This is a genomic window from Aeromonas simiae (genome assembly GCF_014892695.1).
Lineage (GTDB): Bacteria > Pseudomonadota > Gammaproteobacteria > Enterobacterales > Aeromonadaceae > Aeromonas > Aeromonas simiae.
The window spans coordinates 721,118-735,940 of record NZ_CP040449.1 but is presented as its reverse complement, the minus strand read 5'-3'; the positions used below and the strand labels follow the sequence as shown (position 1 = coordinate 735,940).

At 62.7% G+C, this 14,823-nt stretch carries 17 protein-coding genes; 4 read left to right on the top strand and 13 right to left on the bottom strand.

The window, feature by feature from the left end; translation table 11 throughout:
- Positions 1–8: 8 nt before the first annotated feature.
- From FE240_RS03495 to antA, 10 genes are all read right to left on the bottom strand, one after another.
- Complete coding sequence (locus FE240_RS03495; protein ID WP_042046946.1) at positions 9–1,469, bottom strand: 2-hydroxymuconic semialdehyde dehydrogenase; 1,461 nt, start codon at positions 1,467–1,469, stop codon at positions 9–11.
- A 53-nt stretch (positions 1,470–1,522) separates the two neighbouring features.
- Complete coding sequence (locus FE240_RS03490; protein ID WP_193003399.1) at positions 1,523–2,446, bottom strand: catechol 2,3-dioxygenase; 924 nt, start codon at positions 2,444–2,446, stop codon at positions 1,523–1,525.
- A gap of 11 nt (positions 2,447–2,457) precedes the next feature.
- Positions 2,458–2,793, bottom strand: a complete 336-nt coding sequence (locus tag FE240_RS03485; protein WP_193003398.1) for a 2Fe-2S iron-sulfur cluster binding domain-containing protein — start codon at positions 2,791–2,793, stop codon at positions 2,458–2,460.
- 117 nt (positions 2,794–2,910) lie between these two features.
- Entirely contained in the window at positions 2,911–3,102 is a 192-nt protein-coding gene (locus tag FE240_RS03480; protein ID WP_193003397.1) for a 2-hydroxymuconate tautomerase, read from the bottom strand.
- Positions 3,103–3,117: 15 nt separating this feature from the next.
- A complete protein-coding gene (gene dmpH / locus FE240_RS03475; protein ID WP_042046938.1) occupies positions 3,118–3,909 on the bottom strand; it encodes a 2-oxo-3-hexenedioate decarboxylase in 792 nt (263 codons plus the stop codon).
- A gap of 36 nt (positions 3,910–3,945) precedes the next feature.
- Positions 3,946–4,968: a 4-hydroxy-2-oxovalerate aldolase gene (gene dmpG / locus FE240_RS03470; protein ID WP_193003396.1), complete on the bottom strand. Its 1,023-nt coding sequence runs from the start codon at positions 4,966–4,968 to the stop codon at positions 3,946–3,948.
- A 4-nt stretch (positions 4,969–4,972) separates the two neighbouring features.
- Positions 4,973–5,881, bottom strand: a complete 909-nt coding sequence (locus FE240_RS03465; protein WP_193003395.1) for an acetaldehyde dehydrogenase (acetylating) — start codon at positions 5,879–5,881, stop codon at positions 4,973–4,975.
- 87 nt (positions 5,882–5,968) lie between these two features.
- Entirely contained in the window at positions 5,969–6,976 is a 1,008-nt protein-coding gene (gene antC / locus FE240_RS03460; RefSeq protein WP_193003394.1) for an anthranilate 1,2-dioxygenase electron transfer component AntC, read from the bottom strand.
- Between the two features lie 13 nt (positions 6,977–6,989).
- On the bottom strand, positions 6,990–7,475 hold the full coding sequence (antB, locus tag FE240_RS03455; protein ID WP_193003393.1) for an anthranilate 1,2-dioxygenase small subunit: 486 nt from the start codon (positions 7,473–7,475) through the stop codon (positions 6,990–6,992).
- Between the two features lie 4 nt (positions 7,476–7,479).
- Positions 7,480–8,862, bottom strand: a complete 1,383-nt coding sequence (gene antA / locus FE240_RS03450) for an anthranilate 1,2-dioxygenase large subunit (protein ID WP_193003392.1) — start codon at positions 8,860–8,862, stop codon at positions 7,480–7,482.
- A gap of 325 nt (positions 8,863–9,187) precedes the next feature.
- Here antA and FE240_RS03445 point away from each other — a divergent pair, with 325 nt between their 5' ends.
- Positions 9,188–10,219, top strand: a complete 1,032-nt coding sequence (locus tag FE240_RS03445; protein ID WP_193003391.1) for an AraC family transcriptional regulator — start codon at positions 9,188–9,190, stop codon at positions 10,217–10,219.
- A 53-nt stretch (positions 10,220–10,272) separates the two neighbouring features.
- On the opposite strand, the gene hutZ is transcribed toward FE240_RS03445, so the two are convergent.
- Positions 10,273–10,830 (bottom strand): heme utilization protein HutZ, encoded by a 558-nt coding sequence (hutZ, locus tag FE240_RS03440; protein WP_193003390.1) that lies wholly within the window; start codon positions 10,828–10,830, stop codon positions 10,273–10,275.
- On the bottom strand, positions 10,823–11,326 hold the full coding sequence (gene hutX, locus FE240_RS03435) for a heme utilization cystosolic carrier protein HutX (protein WP_193003389.1): 504 nt from the start codon (positions 11,324–11,326) through the stop codon (positions 10,823–10,825). Before hutX ends, hutZ begins: the two co-directional genes overlap by 8 nt.
- Positions 11,327–11,482: 156 nt before the next feature.
- Here hutX and FE240_RS03430 point away from each other — a divergent pair, with 156 nt between their 5' ends.
- From FE240_RS03430 to FE240_RS03420, 3 genes are read left to right on the top strand one after another with little or no spacing between them, the layout of a single operon-like run.
- Positions 11,483–12,316 carry a heme/hemin ABC transporter substrate-binding protein gene (locus FE240_RS03430; protein ID WP_193003388.1) on the top strand — a complete coding sequence of 278 codons (834 nt, stop codon included), beginning with the start codon at positions 11,483–11,485 and terminating at the stop codon, positions 12,314–12,316.
- The gene (locus tag FE240_RS03425; protein WP_193003387.1) at positions 12,316–13,341 is read left to right on the top strand and encodes a FecCD family ABC transporter permease; all 1,026 of its coding nucleotides are present in this window, start codon (positions 12,316–12,318) and stop codon (positions 13,339–13,341) included. The genes FE240_RS03430 and FE240_RS03425 overlap by 1 nt, the downstream gene beginning before the upstream one ends.
- Positions 13,342–13,349: 8 nt before the next feature.
- Positions 13,350–14,120, top strand: coding sequence for a heme ABC transporter ATP-binding protein (locus FE240_RS03420; RefSeq protein WP_193003386.1), 771 nt, complete (start codon positions 13,350–13,352; stop codon positions 14,118–14,120).
- A gap of 30 nt (positions 14,121–14,150) precedes the next feature.
- Here the strand turns inward: FE240_RS03420 and FE240_RS03415 are convergent, their stop codons facing one another.
- Complete coding sequence (locus tag FE240_RS03415; protein WP_193003385.1) at positions 14,151–14,750, bottom strand: YitT family protein; 600 nt, start codon at positions 14,748–14,750, stop codon at positions 14,151–14,153.
- Positions 14,751–14,823 lie beyond the last annotated feature (73 nt).

Sequence of the window (14,823 nt, the reverse complement as noted above, 5' to 3'; positions counted from 1 at the left end):
GTCCTCCCTTACAGCTTGATGCAGATGTTTTTGAGCTCGGTATAGAACTCCAACCCGTGGACGCCCCCCTCACGGCCGATGCCGGAGTGCTTCATCCCGCCAAATGCGGCCCGCAGGTCGCGCAGGAACCAGCTATTGATCCAGACGGTCCCGGCCTCGATCTGCTCGGCCACCCGCAGGGCGCGCGATCCGTTCTCGGTCCACACCGAGGCGGCAAGCCCATAGGGGGTATCGTTGGCCAGCGCGATCACCTCCTCCTCGCTGTCGAAGGGGCGTAGGTGGCAGCAGGGGCCGAAGATCTCCTCACGCACCACGCGGGCATCATCCGCCAGCCCAGTCCAGATGGTCGGCTCAATCCAAGCGCCGCCGCTGAGGGCCTCGCCCATGTCGGGAACACCGCCGCCGATCTCGACCTTGGCTCCCTCCTGACGCGCCAGCTCGTAGTAACTCAGCACCTTGTCCCTGTGCTGATGGCTGACCAGGGGGCCGAAGTTGGCCTGCGCGTCCTCCGGTCTGCCCGGCTTGAGCCGCGCCACCTCCTCTTTCATTCGCGCCAGGAAGCGCTCGAACAGGGGACGCTCGACATAGACCCGCTCCGTGCCCAAGCAGACCTGACCGCAATTGACAAAGGCCGAGCGCATGGTGCCCTCCACCGCCTTCTCCAGATCGCAGTCAGCAAAGACGATGGCGGCGTTCTTGCCACCGCACTCTAGCGAGATGTTGCGCAGCCCCACCGAGGCCGCCTGCATGATGATCTCGCCGGTGCGGGTCTCACCGGTAAAGGTGATCGCATCGACCAGCGGATGGGTCGTGAGAAACTCCCCGGCCGAATTGGGCCCGAAGCCATGCACCACGTTGAACACCCCGGCGGGGACGCCACACTCGTTCATCACCTCCCCAAGCAGGGTGGTGGTGGCCGGCGTGTCTTCCGATGGTTTGACCACGACCGTGTTGCCACAGGCCAGCGCCGGCCCCACCTTCCAGGTCATCAGCAGCAGGGGCAGGTTCCAGGGGCAGACCACGGCGATGACCCCCTTGGGGGTGCGCTGACCCACGTTGATGGCGCCGCGCCCATCCGGCGTATCGAGGCGAAATCCCTCGGTCGACTGGTTGTTCAGGGTCTCGGAGAAGGCCTTGAAGTTGGCCGCCCCGCGCGGGATGTCGATGTGGCTGGCCAGCGAGCGCGGCTTGCCGGTGTCGCGGCACTCCGCTTCGAGAAACTCCTCGAAACGCTCGTTGATCCGATCGGCCACCCGGTTGAGCAGGGCGATGCGCTGGGCCTGGGTAAACTGCCCCCACGGCCCCTTCAGCGCCGCCTTGGCGGCCTTGACCGCAGCATCCACCTCACGCTGGCCCGCCTCATGCACATAGCCAATCAGGCTGTTGTCGACCGGGCAGCGATTCTCGAAACGCCGATCTTCACTGGAGCCGACATACTCGCCATTAATGAAATTCTTGAACTCTTGCATCGTCTGTTCTCACCTCTGTCTAAAAAGAGCCGCTCTCCCCTGCCACTGCACACTCAGGTCACCACGGTCAGGAAGCGCTCGTTCAGTTTGCGGTCGTGATAGAAGATCGCCTTGCCCAGCTTGTCGGCATCCCAGGTGATGGGCGGGTGATCCGGATAGAAGCTATCGCCGCCGCTGTAGACCTCGTTGCGGTTACCGGAGGGATCGAAGAAGTAGATGGTCTGACCGTGGGTGATGCCGTGCCGGGTCGGCCCGATATCGATGGCGGTGTTGGTCATCGTCAGCAGATCGCCGGCCTTGAGCACCTGCTCCCACGACTCCAGCAGAAACGAGACATGGTGCAGCTTGTCTTTCTCCGTGTGACGGATAAAGGCGATGTCATGGGCCTTCATGGAGACCGTCAAGAACTGCGCCACCCGGGTGCCATCCTCGGCCATGACCTGCTCGCACAGATCAAAGCCCAGCACCTCTTGGAAGAGGCGGTAGGTGTTGTCAAGATCATCCCCGTAGAGCAGGCAGTGATCCAGGCGCTGGGCCTGCATCCCTTGCAAACCCCGTGGCCAGGCCTCCGGGTTGTGGTTGCCCACCCCGTAGCGCCCTGTCTGCTCCTTGGTGGCATACAGCTCGAAGGTGTGGCCCGTCGGGGCAACAAAGCTCAGACGGCGACCACATCCCTTGAGATCCCCGGCCGGGATCTCGGTCACCTTGACCCCGTACGCCCGCAGATCCTGATGCAGGGCGTCGAGGGTCTTCTCATCGAGCACCTTAAAGGCCATGAAATCCATACCCGGCGTGCTGTCTTCGCGCAGCACCAAGGAGAAGTGATCCACCTCGGTCCAGCCCTTGAGATAGACCCGTCCCTGTGAGTCCTGATCGGTTTCAATCAATCCCATCAGATCCCGATAGTGGGCGATGGCATCCTGCATGTTCATGACGCGCAGCTGCACGTGACCCGGACGCATGACTCCCTTTTTCATATCGACTCTCCTTATTCCTGATTGACGCAGTACTGACTGAGCGGATTCATCGCGACCACTCCAGCCAGTTCGATCTCCATGTCACTCTCCGGTATGACCTGGCACGCCAGGGCATAGCCGTCCCCGGCCTGCTCGGCCGACACATGGCGGCGGCTCATGTGTCCACGCCAGAAGCAACCATTCACCACCCTGATGCGGCACAAACCACATCCCCCCCGGCAGCAGCCAACGGGAATGGGGGATACACCGCCTCGTTCAGCCCCGGCCAGCAGGCTCTCTCCCTGACGCACCACAAAATGGGCCTCGCTCCCTTGCAAACCCCGGATCCTGACGATATAGCCGCCCATACACACACCTCTTGGAGTGTCACTCCATTGACCACCATGACGCCTCAGAAGGCAGCCCCCTCCCCCGCCACCGGTTGCCAGGTAGCGCGCCATGACCACGAAGAGGGGTAAAAAGGGTCAGCGCCCCCTGCGCTTGGCCGACTGTCCGCCGATACCAAAATGTTGCTTAGGTAGCTCGTAGATGAGTACCCGCACCGACTCCTGCGGCGCTCCGATGGCCCGCGCCAGCGCCTGGGTGATCTCGCTGATGACGGCCTCTTTCTGCTCGTCGGAGCGCCCTTCCATCATGCTGACTTCAACGATTGGCATCCTCTGCCCTCCCGGTTAGACGAAACGACCGCTAACGGTGCCCAGCCCCTGATAGCGGACCACGAAGTTGTCCCCCTTGTTGACCTGCACCGCCGCCGTGATGGCCCCGACCATGATGAAGCTGCCGGCCGGGATCACCTCGCCGCGTTCGGCCAGCATGTTAGCCAGCAGGGCCACCGAGGCGGCGGGATGGCCCAGTACCGCGGCACCAGCCCCGGTCTGCACCACCTGACCGTTGATCTCCATCACCACCCCGAGGTTTTTCAGATCCAGCCCCTCGACATCCGCCATGGTGCCCCCCGCCACGAAACGGCTGGAGGAGGAGTTGTCGGCAATCACGCTCTTGAGATCGAAACGAAAATCCAGGTAACGCGAGTCGATCACCTCGACCGCCGGCATCACGAAGTCAGTGGCTCGCAGCACATCACCGATGTGGCAGCCGGGGCCGCGCAGCTCCTGCTTGGTCACGAAGGCCAGCTCAGCCTCGATCTTGGGGTGGATCAGCGCATCAAATGCGATCTCCCCCCCATCCGGCACGCTGTAGGTGTCGACCAGAAAGCCATAGCAGGGGTGCTCGACCCCCATCTGGGCCATCTTGGCCCAGGAGGTCAGCCCCATCTTCATGCCCACCACCTTGTGGCCGCGCGCCTCCTTGCGGCGGCGGATGGCCCACTGGATGTCGAAGGCATCCCGGTAACTCATCTGCGGGTAGTCGTCGGTGATCTTGGTGACTTCACGCCGCTCCAGCTCGGCCTGCTCCAGGTGGGCGGCTAGCTGTTCAATCTGCTCAGTGTTTAAGTGGTTCATCTGTGATCCTTACGATTTCCGTCGTCCCTTGGCCGCTCAACGCGCCGCTCTGGCCATGGTCAGCGCCAGGTCTTCAATCATGTCCTCCTGCCCGCCGACGGTGCCGCGCCGGCCCAGCTCGACCAGGATGTCGCGCGCCGACACGCCGTACTTTTGCTCGGCGCGCTTGGCAAACAAGAGGAAGGAGGAGTAGACCCCGGCATAGCCCAGGGTCAGGGCATCCCGATCCACCCGAATAGGCTGATCCATCATGGGCACCACCCGATCCTCGGCCACGTCCATGATCCGGTAGAGATCGACTCCGCTCGGGATCCCCATGCGCTCGAGCACGGCGCACAGCACCTCTAGCGGCGTGTTGCCAGCCCCCGCCCCCAGCCCGGCCACCGAGCCGTCGATCCGGCTGGCGCCGCACTCGATGGCCACCAGCGAGTTGGCGATCGCCATCCCCAGGTTGTGGTGGCCATGAAAGCCCAGCTCGATCTCCGCCGGCAGCTCGGCGCGCAGCAGCCGAAAGCGCTCGGCCACATCGCCAGGCAGCATGTAACCTGCCGAGTCGGTGCAATAGATGCAGTTGGCCCCATAGCTCACCATGAGCCGCGCCTGCTCCAGCAAGGTCTGCGGGCTGGCCATGTGCGCCATCATCAAAAAGCCCACCGTGTCGAGCCCCAGCTTGGCGGCCATGCCGATGTGTTGCTCCGACACGTCGGCCTCGGTGCAGTGGGTCGCCACCCGTACCGTGCTGATCCCGCAATCGACCGCCATGCGCAGGTGATCGACCGTGCCGATCCCCGGCAGCAGCAGAGCCGAAATCTTGGCCTGCTTCATGCGCGGCACCACCGCCTTGAGGTACTCCTCGTCGCTGTGGGCCGGGAGGCCGTAGTTGAGGGACGCCCCCCCGAGCCCATCGCCATGGGTCACCTCGATCAGCGGCACGCCGGCCTCATCCAGGCCGGTCGCGACCGACACCACCTGATCGAGGGAGAGCTGATGCCGTTTGGCGTGCATGCCGTCACGCAGGCTCATGTCATGCAGCCGCACGACCTTGTGCTGTTGTTTCATCTCGTTATCCTCGCGCTGGCAGTGTGATGGTGTGGCTGGCGATCTCCATGGCCAGCATCTCGGCGGTATGCAGTGCCGCCGCCGTCATGATGTCCAGGTTGCCGGCATAGGTGGGCAGGAAGTCCCCCAGCCCGGCCACCTCCAGGAACAGCGAGACCTTGCGCCCATCGAAGACGGGGCCGTTGACCAGGGTGTAACCGGGCACGTAGCGACGCACCTGCTCGACCATCTCCTGCACCGAGCGGGTGATGGCCGCCTGATCCGGCTCCTCATCGAGCAGGCAGTGCACGGTGTCGCGCATCATTAAGGGGGGCTCAGCCGGGTTGATGATGATGATGGCCTTGCCCTCGCGGGCCCCACCCACCTGCTCGACAGCCTTGGCCGTGGTACGGGTGAACTCGTCGATGTTCTTGCGGGTACCAGGCCCGACCGAGCGGGAGGAGACGGTGGCAATGATTTCGCCATAGGCCACCGGCTGCACCCGCGAGACCGCCGCCACCATGGGGATGGTGGCCTGTCCGCCGCAGGTGACCATGTTGACGTTCATGGCCAACTGGGCCGCATGTTGCTTGAGGTTGACTGGGGGTACACAGAAGGGGCCGATGGCGGCCGGGGTCAGGTCGATCATGACCACCCCCAGCTCGTTGAGCTTGATGCTGTTCTCGGCATGGGCATAGGCCGACGTGGCATCGAACGCGATCCGGATGTCGTCCTTCAGCACATGGGGCAGCAGGCCATCGACCCCGCTATCGCTCACCTTGATCCCCATCTCACGGGCGCGCTGCAACCCCTCGGAGAGGGGATCGATGCCGACCATCCAGACTGGCTCGATCCATTCGGAGCGCTGCATCTTCATCAGCAGATCCGTGCCTATGTTGCCCGGCCCTATGATGGCGGCCTTGAGTTTTGTCATTGTTCACGTCTCCAATCCTGTTGGATATCAGGTAATACACGCCCAACCCAACGCCCACGGCGTTAGGGTGGTCATCACCTTGCTCAGTTAGCTGGATACAAATTTTTCGAAATAGAGGTGATGCTCGGCGACCGGATGACTGGCCAGCCATTGCTGGGTCGCCTCTATCATGGGCGGCGGGCCACACAGGTAGGCATCGAAGGGGGCATCGAGAAAACCGGGGTCAAACAGATCGCACACCACCCCCTGGCGCCCCTGCCACTGAGCGGAAGGCGCCATGACGATCACCTGATAGTCAAAATCGGGCAGGTGCAGCTTGTACTCCTCCAGCCGCGCCAGCTCGCACAGGTCCCCCTCCTTGGTCACGCCATAGCACAGGCGTATCGGGTAGCGGGCCCCTTGCTCCTCTAGCCGATCTAGCATGCTGAGAAAGGCCGAGAGGCCGGTGCCCCCCGCCACCATCAGCAGCGGCCGGGTCACTTCCCGCAGGTAGAAGGCGCCGAAAGGGGCATCCAGTGCGATGGGGTCCCCCGGTTGGGCACGCTGGCGCAGGTAGTCGCTCATGGCCCCGCTGGGCAGCAGGCGGATCAGAAAACGGATCTGCCCATTGACCACCTCACCGTTGGCAAAGGAGTAGGCGCGCCAGCTCTCGCTGCCCGGCACCTGGAGGCGGGCATACTGACCCGGCAAAAAGCGCAGTTGTTCGGCCCCCTCTAGGGTGACATCCAGCGTCACCACCGAATCGGAGACCAGATCCACGGCGCTGACCAGCCCTTGGTAGCGTTGCGGTGAGACGCTGCACAGGGCCGCGTCCACATCGAAATAGAAGGAAGCAGCCGAACGCAGGCGGGTCTGACAGGCCAGCACATGGCCGGCCTGCAATTCCTCACGGGTTAGCGCTTCATCATCCACGTAGTCGAGATCCACCTCGCCCGACTCACAGTGGCAGCGACAGGTTGCACAGACACCCTCGCGGCAATCGACCGGCAGCGTGACGCCCTGACGCAGAGCAGCATCGATCAGCAACTCGTTCTCATTCACCCGGATGAAGCGGGTGTTGCCGTCACGAAATACGATCGCAGCAGAATATGACATGACACCCCATCCGTTAGACGTGATAGAAATCGAGCACTGCGTTGATCTTGTCGTTGAACAAGATCGACTGCTTGTAAGTGATGAGCCAGCCCCCCTGCTCTTGGCGCAGGCGGTAGTGGGCCACCCCGAAGAAGCAGCTCGCCTCACCAAAGCGGTAGTAGTGGGTCACCCAGTTCACCTTGGCCTGCACCTCACCGCCCTCCAGCTCGGTCAGCCGCACGTTGTTGATCAGGTGCAGGGTGCGCGGCATCGGGTTTGAAGCCGCGGATTTGCCGGTGCGGATCCGAAAGACCCGATCCTCGAGCCCGCCCCGGTTGGGGTAGTACATCAGCGACATCTCGGTCTTGGGGTCTTGGGTGTAGCGGTGCTCGCTGTCCCACTGGGGGATATGCAACTCGCAATCAGGGGCGAACTGCGCCACATAGCGATCCCAATCCTGCTCATCGCAGTAACCGGAAAGCTGATAGAAGAACTGTTCCAAATCGTGTTGGAGCGCCATGGTGTTATGCCTCCTGCTTCATCTTTTGCTGCAAACCGTCGAGCATGGTTTGCTGCCACGCCTGGTGCTGATTCACATAGAGCCCCTCGTGGGTACACTCGATGCCTGTGATCACCGGCTTAATACCGAGGATCCGGCTGTTGTGCGTCTCCCCTCGCTGCCACTGGTGGTAGCCACGCGAGATGTCGCTCCAAGGAGAAAGCCGCGCCTCAAAGCCGCGCTGGGATTCGCGAAACTCCACCAGATCGTCCGGGGTGCCCATGCCGGAGACGTTGAAGAAGTCTTCGAACTGACGAATACGGTTCTCCCTGTCCTGGGCCGACTCCCCCTTGACCCCTAGGCAGAGGCTGATCACTTCGGTCTTGTCCCAGGCCACGGGGCGAATGATCCGCAACTGGGAGCTGATCTGATCCATGAAGAACAGGCTGGGGTAGATGTTGAGGTTACGCAGTCGGTGCATGGCCCACTGCGCCCACTCTTCGGTGTGGCGCTCGCGCAGACGCGGCATGACGGTGTGATAACCGGGACGCACTTCAGGGTTGGGCATGTCGCTAAACAGCACGCTGTGCCCGTACGGGAATGAGAACCAGCCATCGTCGGTGTTCTTGTCACCGGCCCCCAGCTTGCTGTAGTCGAGGGTGGCATTGACCTGATCGGGTTTGTGCGAGTCGATCTCGCGGCGATGCTGCACCGTGCTGACGTAGTTAAAGTGCACCGTGCTGACGTGATAACCATCCAGCCCGTTCTCGGTTTGCAGCTTCCAGTTGCCGTCGAAGGTATAGGTGGACTGCCCAGGCAGCACCTCCAACTCTTCGGTCGCCGACTGCTCCACCATCATGTCCAGGAACAAACGGGTATCGCCCAGATAATCTTCCAAGCTCAGGGTCGATGCCTGATCCAGATTGATGAAGACAAAGCCCCGGTAGCTGGCGATGCGTGCCTTTTTCAGGCCGCGGCACTCCCGATCGAAGTCGGGGGCATACTCCTCACCCGCCTTGACCTTGGCCAGACGGCCGTCTGACTTATAGGCCCAGGCGTGGAACGGGCAGGTAAAGGTGGACTGATTGCCCTTGCACACCCGGGTCAGGGTGGCACCTCTGTGCTGGCAGGTATTGGCCAGCGCATGCAGCTCACCCCGGCTGTCGCGGGTGATGATCATCGGCTGGCGACCAGCCTGCATGGTGATGAAGTCGTTCGGATTGGCAATCTGACTTTCATGGCAGGCAAAAATCCACTGCTTTTCGAAAATCAGCTCCATCTCCAGATCAAACAACGCCGGCTCCGTGAAAATATCCCGAGCGACACGAAAAATGCCTTCGTCGGGCCGAAAATCCAGGCTCTTCTGAACGTATTGCTGCCACTGAGCCAAATCCCTTTGGGTTCCCATGTTTCGTTTCCCTCCTGAGCACAGTTGTGCAAGTGGGCCAAGGATAGCCAGCGAACAAATCCGAACACTATTCACTTTCTGCACAATTAATAGCCACTTCTTGTTATTTTTTCGTTAAACAACACGGGTCACAATTTGAGCAAAATAAATACAGTAAAAAATAATGATGATAAAAAACAATCGATTGTAATTTTCACACACTGAATGTGTTGTTTTGTTTTTGTTAATACGCTGTCTTGTGGCAGGCTGGGGAAATGAACGAGGCGGACAGATCTGAACAAGGAGTTGTTCGGAACCACAATAGGGATATTCAGGAGGAGAAGACATGAAACGGCGTCAGCACAAGCAAAGTGAGCTGCGCAAGGAGATCATCAATGTCGAGTTTTGCAGCACAACCTCTGCCCGTGACTGGATGAGCCAGATTTGCGGCCCCCATGAGTTGGAAACCCCTCATCCTCACCACCTGCGTTTTCACCATCAGGGCATACGCCTAGGTCACCTGGCACTGGGTATGCTCGCCTACGAAACCGACGTCAGCATCAAGACCGACGATCTGTTGCACAGCTACAGCATCAGCCTGCCCATCTCGGGTACCCAGCAGTTTGAACACCTGAAAAGTTGTGTAGAGTCGGATGCCGAGCTAGGGCTGATCATCTCGCCAGGCCACCCTTTTCGTCTCTCACTCGATGCCCACTGCCGCAAACGTCAGGTGCGGATCTCCCGGGAGGCGCTAGAGCACAAGCTCGCCACCCTGCTCAACCGCGATATCACCCGGCCGGTGATCTTCGAGCCCGGCATCCCCCTGAACGGCGAAATGGGGCTCTGGTGGCACACCATCGGCTCGCTGAGCAACATGCTGCTCAACCCCTACTCCCTTGTCGATCACAACACCATCTGGACGGCCTATCAGGACATTCTGCTGTCGCTGCTGTTGCAGCATCAGCCCCACAACTACAGCCAGCAGCTCGAGGCCCGCCTGCTCAGACGACCGGATTACCTGCACGAGCTGGTCAGCATGATGGAAGAGATGCTGGATCAACCGCTGACACTGGCCGATCTCGAACGCACGGCCGGCGTCGCCAAGAAGAAGCTCTATCACGACTTTCACCACTTCTACGGCTGCTCCCCCATCGCCTATTTCCGGGAGCTGCGGTTTCGAGAGGTGCGCCGACGCCTGCTCAATGCCCAGCGCCACGAGAGTGTCTCGCTGATCGCCCTCGACTGCGGTTTCAGCCAGTTGGGCCGCTTTGCCAAGGAGTATCAGCAGCGCTACAACGAGCTGCCCTCGTTCACCTTCACTCAGGCCATGGCGTCGACGGCCACTGAGTTGCGCAGCCGGGCCCGTCCATGGCCCTGATGCCGCAGAAAACAGAACGGGCAGCCGTGGCTGCCCGTTGCTCCTCTTCGCCCTTAACGCAGCTCATCGGCTGGAGTGGCGATCTCGGCATCATTGTCGATGCGCCTGTGCCCCTCGGCCAGATGAACAACATCCACCAGCTCGTCACCGCTCACGCGAAACGCCTGGCCGAATCCCTTCACAAATAACCCCTGCTCGGGTTTTAAGCGAAACAGCACGAAGTCCTTGAGGTTAGAAAGCCCTTTGACAATCTCGCCAAAACGCCCCTCCAGCGCCGCCACGGCGACGGCCCAGCGGGGATCATCGCGCGCCACCACCTCGGCGCTGGCATCGAAGGTGAGCCGCTTTCTGGCAAACAGTTCGCGGGCGGCCCCTTCATCCTCGATCAACATCAGCGAGACACGCGGCACCTGCTGCAAGTTGCGGGCATGGCGGGCGATCTCGGAGATGAGCACGTAATAGCCATCTTCTTGCAGCACAAACGGCGCATAGCTGGCGTTGGGCGCCCCTTCGCCATCGACGGTGGCCAACTGCACGGTGCGGCAGGCGTCGCGAAACGCACGGATCTCCGGTTGCAACCTGCCTTGCAGGCGCTCTTGACGTTCACTCATTGCTGACTCCCTTGCGCAGGGCCATGAAGCGCGCCACTTGCTCCGGCAAGAGGTTGCGCTGGTGGTCACGGCCCAGATAGATCTTGAAGATGCAGCGCCCCGCCGCATCGAAAAACTGGAAGGAGTGCCCCTCCTTGCCCATGAAACGCTTGCTCACCAAGGCGATGTGGGCCACGGCGTCGAGCTTGAGGTGACCATGCAGTTCATTGTCACGGCCCATCAGGTTGTAGTAGCCACGCGCACACTTGCCCGGCGGGAAGGGGGCTTTCACCTCGAAGATAGAGCCGCAAGACTCGACAATCGTGGTGACGCTTCCCCAGTCGGCCAGCTGCCCCAGCAGTGACTCAGCCTGCTCCCCCGGCAGCAAGGTCACCAGCTCGGCCGGCAGGTGACGCACCACGTCCCACTCGCTCACCCCCAACGTGGTGGCGATGCGGGAAGGGTGCAAGTCCGGATCCTCGGTCAGCAGGTGGTGGATCTGTTGTGCAATGGTCATCGTCTCCCCATCGTTCTGTACGCTCAACGTGAGCACTACTTTACGAGAAGAGAATGAACAAATGCAATTGATAATAACTATCATTACCGGTGCATTTTGATTTTTCCCTTGTTATGCTGCGGCGCACTCTCATTTTCCTCTCTGGAGCCACTTGCCATGGAGTCTCGTATCGGACGCGTGCTCTGCCGCATCGCCCTCGCCACCCTGCTGGCAACCCCATCCCTCTTTGCTGCCGAGCGCATCGTCAGCATTGGCCCCGCCACCACCGAGCTGTTGCAGGCGCTCGGAGCGGGGGAGCAGGTCATCGCCACCGACCTGAGCAGCCAAGGCCTCAAGGTGCCCAAGGTCGGCTATCACCGAGCTCTGGCCGCCGAGGGGATCTTAAGCCTGGCGCCGAGCCGGGTCATCGGCAGCGACGAGATGGGGCCGCAAGCGACCCTCGATCAGCTCACCCGGGCCGGGGTCACGGTGAACGTGCTGCCCACTGCGCCGACCTTGGACAACCTCTACCAGCGCATCGACACCCTGGCCGGAGTGCTCGGCCGCGCCCCCGAGGCCAAGGCACTGAAAGAGAAGATCGCCGCCGAGGCTGAGGCCCTGGCAGCCCGGCGTACCGGGCAACCGGCACGCAAGGTCGCTTTCCTGCTGCTGCACAAAGGGCAGCCGCTGAGTCTGGCCGGCGGCGACACCACGGCGGCCGCCCTGATCCGGCTGGCGGGGGGTGAGCACCTCGGGGCCGCACTCCAGGGTTACAAGCCCATCGCCGCCGAATCCCTCATCAAGATGCAGCCCGAGCTGGTACTGGTGAGCGGCCGCGAATGGCAACACTATCAGGATGCCACCGCCGTACTGGCCGAGGTACCGGCGCTGGCCGCGACCCCGGCCGGCCAGCGTGGCGCCATCCACGCCATCGATGGGCAGGCTCTGCTGGGGGGCCTCTCCCTCAGCGCCCTGACCCAGGCCCGCCACATCACCGATTGGATGCGCTAATGCGCCGCCTGCCCCTGCCGCCTCTGCTGCTGGCCTTGACCGGCCTGTTGCTGTTGCTCGGCCTGCTTTCGCTGGCGACCGGGCCACTCTCGCTCAGCCTTGGCGAGAGTCTCGGTGCCCTGTTGCCGGGCTCGACCTTGGCCCCCCACCAACAGTTGGTGGTGCAGGAGATCCGCCTGCCACGGACCCTGCTCTGCGTCGCGGTGGGCGGGATCCTCGGCCTGTGCGGCGCCGTGATGCAGGGACTGTTTCGCAATCCGCTGGCCGACCCCGGCATCATCGGTGTCTCGGGCGGGGCCTCGCTCGGGGCGGCGCTGGCCATCGTACTGTTGGCGCCGCTCGGTGCTGACCTGCAACGCACCATCGGTGTTGGCGTGCTGCCCCTGCTGGCCTTTCTCGGCGGCGCGCTCACGACCACCTTGGTCTACCTGCTCGGCACCCGAGAAGAAGGCACCTCGGTCACCGTCATGCTGCTGGCCGGGGTGGCCATCACCGCCCTCTCCGGCGCCGCCATTGGCCTGCTCACCTACTTGGCCGACGATCAGATGCTGCGCAACCTGAGCCTGTGGCAGATGGGGAGCCTGGCGGCCGGCAAGCCGGCCGACGTTCTGCTCGCCATGCTGACGCTGGGGCTGCTGCTGACGCTGTTTCAGCGTGATGCCGGCCCCCTCAACGCTCTGCTGCTCGGGGAGTCGGAAGCGCGCCACCTCGGCGTGGCGGTGCAGCCCCTCAAACGGCGCCTCATTTTGCTCACCGCCGCCGGGGTCGGCGTGGCGGTCGCGGTGTGCGGCCTCATCGGCTTCATCGGCCTCGTCGTGCCTCATCTGGTGCGCCTGCTGGCCGGCCCCAACCACCACCGTCTGCTGCCACTTTCGGCCCTGCTCGGTGCCACCCTGCTGCTGGCCGCCGACATGCTGGCCCGCACCCTGCTGGCCCCAGCCGAGCTGCCGGTCGGCATCATCACCGCCCTGCTCGGCGCCCCCTTCTTTCTCTGGCTGCTGGTGCAGGGGCGCAAGCACCTCTAGGAGTCTTCATGCCACTGCTGACCTGCCGCCAGCTCACCCTGCTGCGCAGCGGCCGCCGCCTCCTCGACCGGCTCGATCTCACTCTTGAGGCAGGCAGCGTTACCGCCCTGCTCGGCCCCAACGGGGCCGGCAAGAGCAGCCTGCTCAAGTGCATCAGCGGGGAGCTGACCTGCGATGGGGAGATAACCCTGTTCGGCCGCCCGCGCGAGGCATGGCCGGCCAACCAACTGGCTCACCGCCTCGGGGTGCTGCCCCAGAGTTCGTCACTGAGCTTCCCCTTTTTGTGCGAGGAGGTGGTCGCCATGGGACGGCTGCCCCACAGCGAGCCTGGCCACCAGCGCGATCGCATCACGGCGGCGGCCATGGCACACGCCGGGGTGAGCCACCTCGCCGGCCAGCACTATCCCTCCCTCTCCGGGGGCGAGCGCCAGCGGGTGCAGTTTGCCCGGGTATTGGCCCAACTGTGGCAACACCCCGATACCCCGCCGGCGCCGCGCCTGCTGCTGCTCGATGAGCCCACCTCGGCGCTCGATCTCAAGCACCAGCACCAACTGCTGACCATGGCCCGCGCCCTGGCTGGGCGCGAAACCGCGGTGCTGGTGGTGCTGCACGATCTGAACCTGGCGGCGCGCCACGCCGATCGACTGGTGATGCTGGCACAGGGCAATCTGATGGCCGACGGCCCACCGCGCGAGGTGCTCACCCCCCCCCTGATCGAGCGACTCTACGGCTACCCGGCGCGGGTACTGCACGATGGCGACACTCCGCTGGTGGTGTGAAAAAGGGGCCCCAAGGCCCCTTTTCGTGATTTAGGCCACCTGATAGCGGCCCGGCTTGTGGTTGAGCGTCAACACCAGGTTACAGAAGATGGCCGCCACGATGGAAAGCAGCAGCAACCAGGGCGACACCACAAAGAAGGAGGCGATGACGATGGCGCAATCGAGCCCCATTTGCAGCTTGCCGGCGCGAATGCCGACGCGATCCTGAATAAACAGCGCCAGGATGTTGAAGCCACCCAGGCTGGAGCGGTGGCGGAACATGATGAGCAGCCCCATGCCGATCAGGGAGCCGCCAATGAGGGCGGCGTAGAGCGGCTCCACCTTGCCAATGAGCAACACGGCGTTGAGGTGATCCGTCATCCACGAGACCGCCCCCACCGAGAGGAAGGTGTTGAGGGTGAAACGCGGCCCCATGCGCAGCCAAGCCAGCGCATAGAAGGGCAGGTTGATGCCAAAAAAAAGCAGGCCGAAGCTCACGCCCGTGACCTGTTGCAGCAGCAAGGCCAGACCGGCGGTGCCGCCAGTGAGCAGCCCCACCTGGTGAAACAAGAAGATGCCGAGGGAGATAAAGCCCGAGGCGGTCAGCAAGGCGAGTGCATCCTCATAGAGGGGATGGGGGCGGTTATCCATAACGTGTACCTGTTGGCGACAAGAGAGAAACGGCAGATCCTGATCACTGGATCGGGTGATGCTGGCGAGTCTA

Bases quoted from the DNA above. Each gene is read 5' to 3' on its own strand.
- antC (WP_193003394.1), bottom strand. From the start codon at position 6,976: ATGTCATATTCTGCTGCGATCGTATTTCGTGACGGCAACACCCGCTTC.
- FE240_RS03495 (WP_042046946.1), bottom strand. From the start codon at position 1,469: ATGCAAGAGTTCAAGAATTTCATTAATGGCGAGTATGTCGGCTCCAGT.
- antA (WP_193003392.1), bottom strand. From the start codon at position 8,862: ATGGGAACCCAAAGGGATTTGGCTCAGTGGCAGCAATACGTTCAGAAG.
- FE240_RS03465 (WP_193003395.1), bottom strand. From the start codon at position 5,881: ATGACAAAACTCAAGGCCGCCATCATAGGGCCGGGCAACATAGGCACG.
- FE240_RS03490 (WP_193003399.1), bottom strand. From the start codon at position 2,446: ATGAAAAAGGGAGTCATGCGTCCGGGTCACGTGCAGCTGCGCGTCATG.
- FE240_RS03430 (WP_193003388.1), top strand. From the start codon at position 11,483: ATGGAGTCTCGTATCGGACGCGTGCTCTGCCGCATCGCCCTCGCCACC.
- FE240_RS03420 (WP_193003386.1), top strand. From the start codon at position 13,350: ATGCCACTGCTGACCTGCCGCCAGCTCACCCTGCTGCGCAGCGGCCGC.
- dmpH (WP_042046938.1), bottom strand. From the start codon at position 3,909: ATGAACCACTTAAACACTGAGCAGATTGAACAGCTAGCCGCCCACCTG.
- FE240_RS03480 (WP_193003397.1), bottom strand. From the start codon at position 3,102: ATGCCAATCGTTGAAGTCAGCATGATGGAAGGGCGCTCCGACGAGCAG.
- FE240_RS03445 (WP_193003391.1), top strand. From the start codon at position 9,188: ATGAAACGGCGTCAGCACAAGCAAAGTGAGCTGCGCAAGGAGATCATC.
- FE240_RS03485 (WP_193003398.1), bottom strand. From the start codon at position 2,793: ATGGGCGGCTATATCGTCAGGATCCGGGGTTTGCAAGGGAGCGAGGCC.
- hutX (WP_193003389.1), bottom strand. From the start codon at position 11,326: ATGACCATTGCACAACAGATCCACCACCTGCTGACCGAGGATCCGGAC.
- antB (WP_193003393.1), bottom strand. From the start codon at position 7,475: ATGGCGCTCCAACACGATTTGGAACAGTTCTTCTATCAGCTTTCCGGT.
- FE240_RS03415 (WP_193003385.1), bottom strand. From the start codon at position 14,750: ATGGATAACCGCCCCCATCCCCTCTATGAGGATGCACTCGCCTTGCTG.
- FE240_RS03425 (WP_193003387.1), top strand. From the start codon at position 12,316: ATGCGCCGCCTGCCCCTGCCGCCTCTGCTGCTGGCCTTGACCGGCCTG.
- dmpG (WP_193003396.1), bottom strand. From the start codon at position 4,968: ATGAAACAACAGCACAAGGTCGTGCGGCTGCATGACATGAGCCTGCGT.
- hutZ (WP_193003390.1), bottom strand. From the start codon at position 10,830: ATGAGTGAACGTCAAGAGCGCCTGCAAGGCAGGTTGCAACCGGAGATC.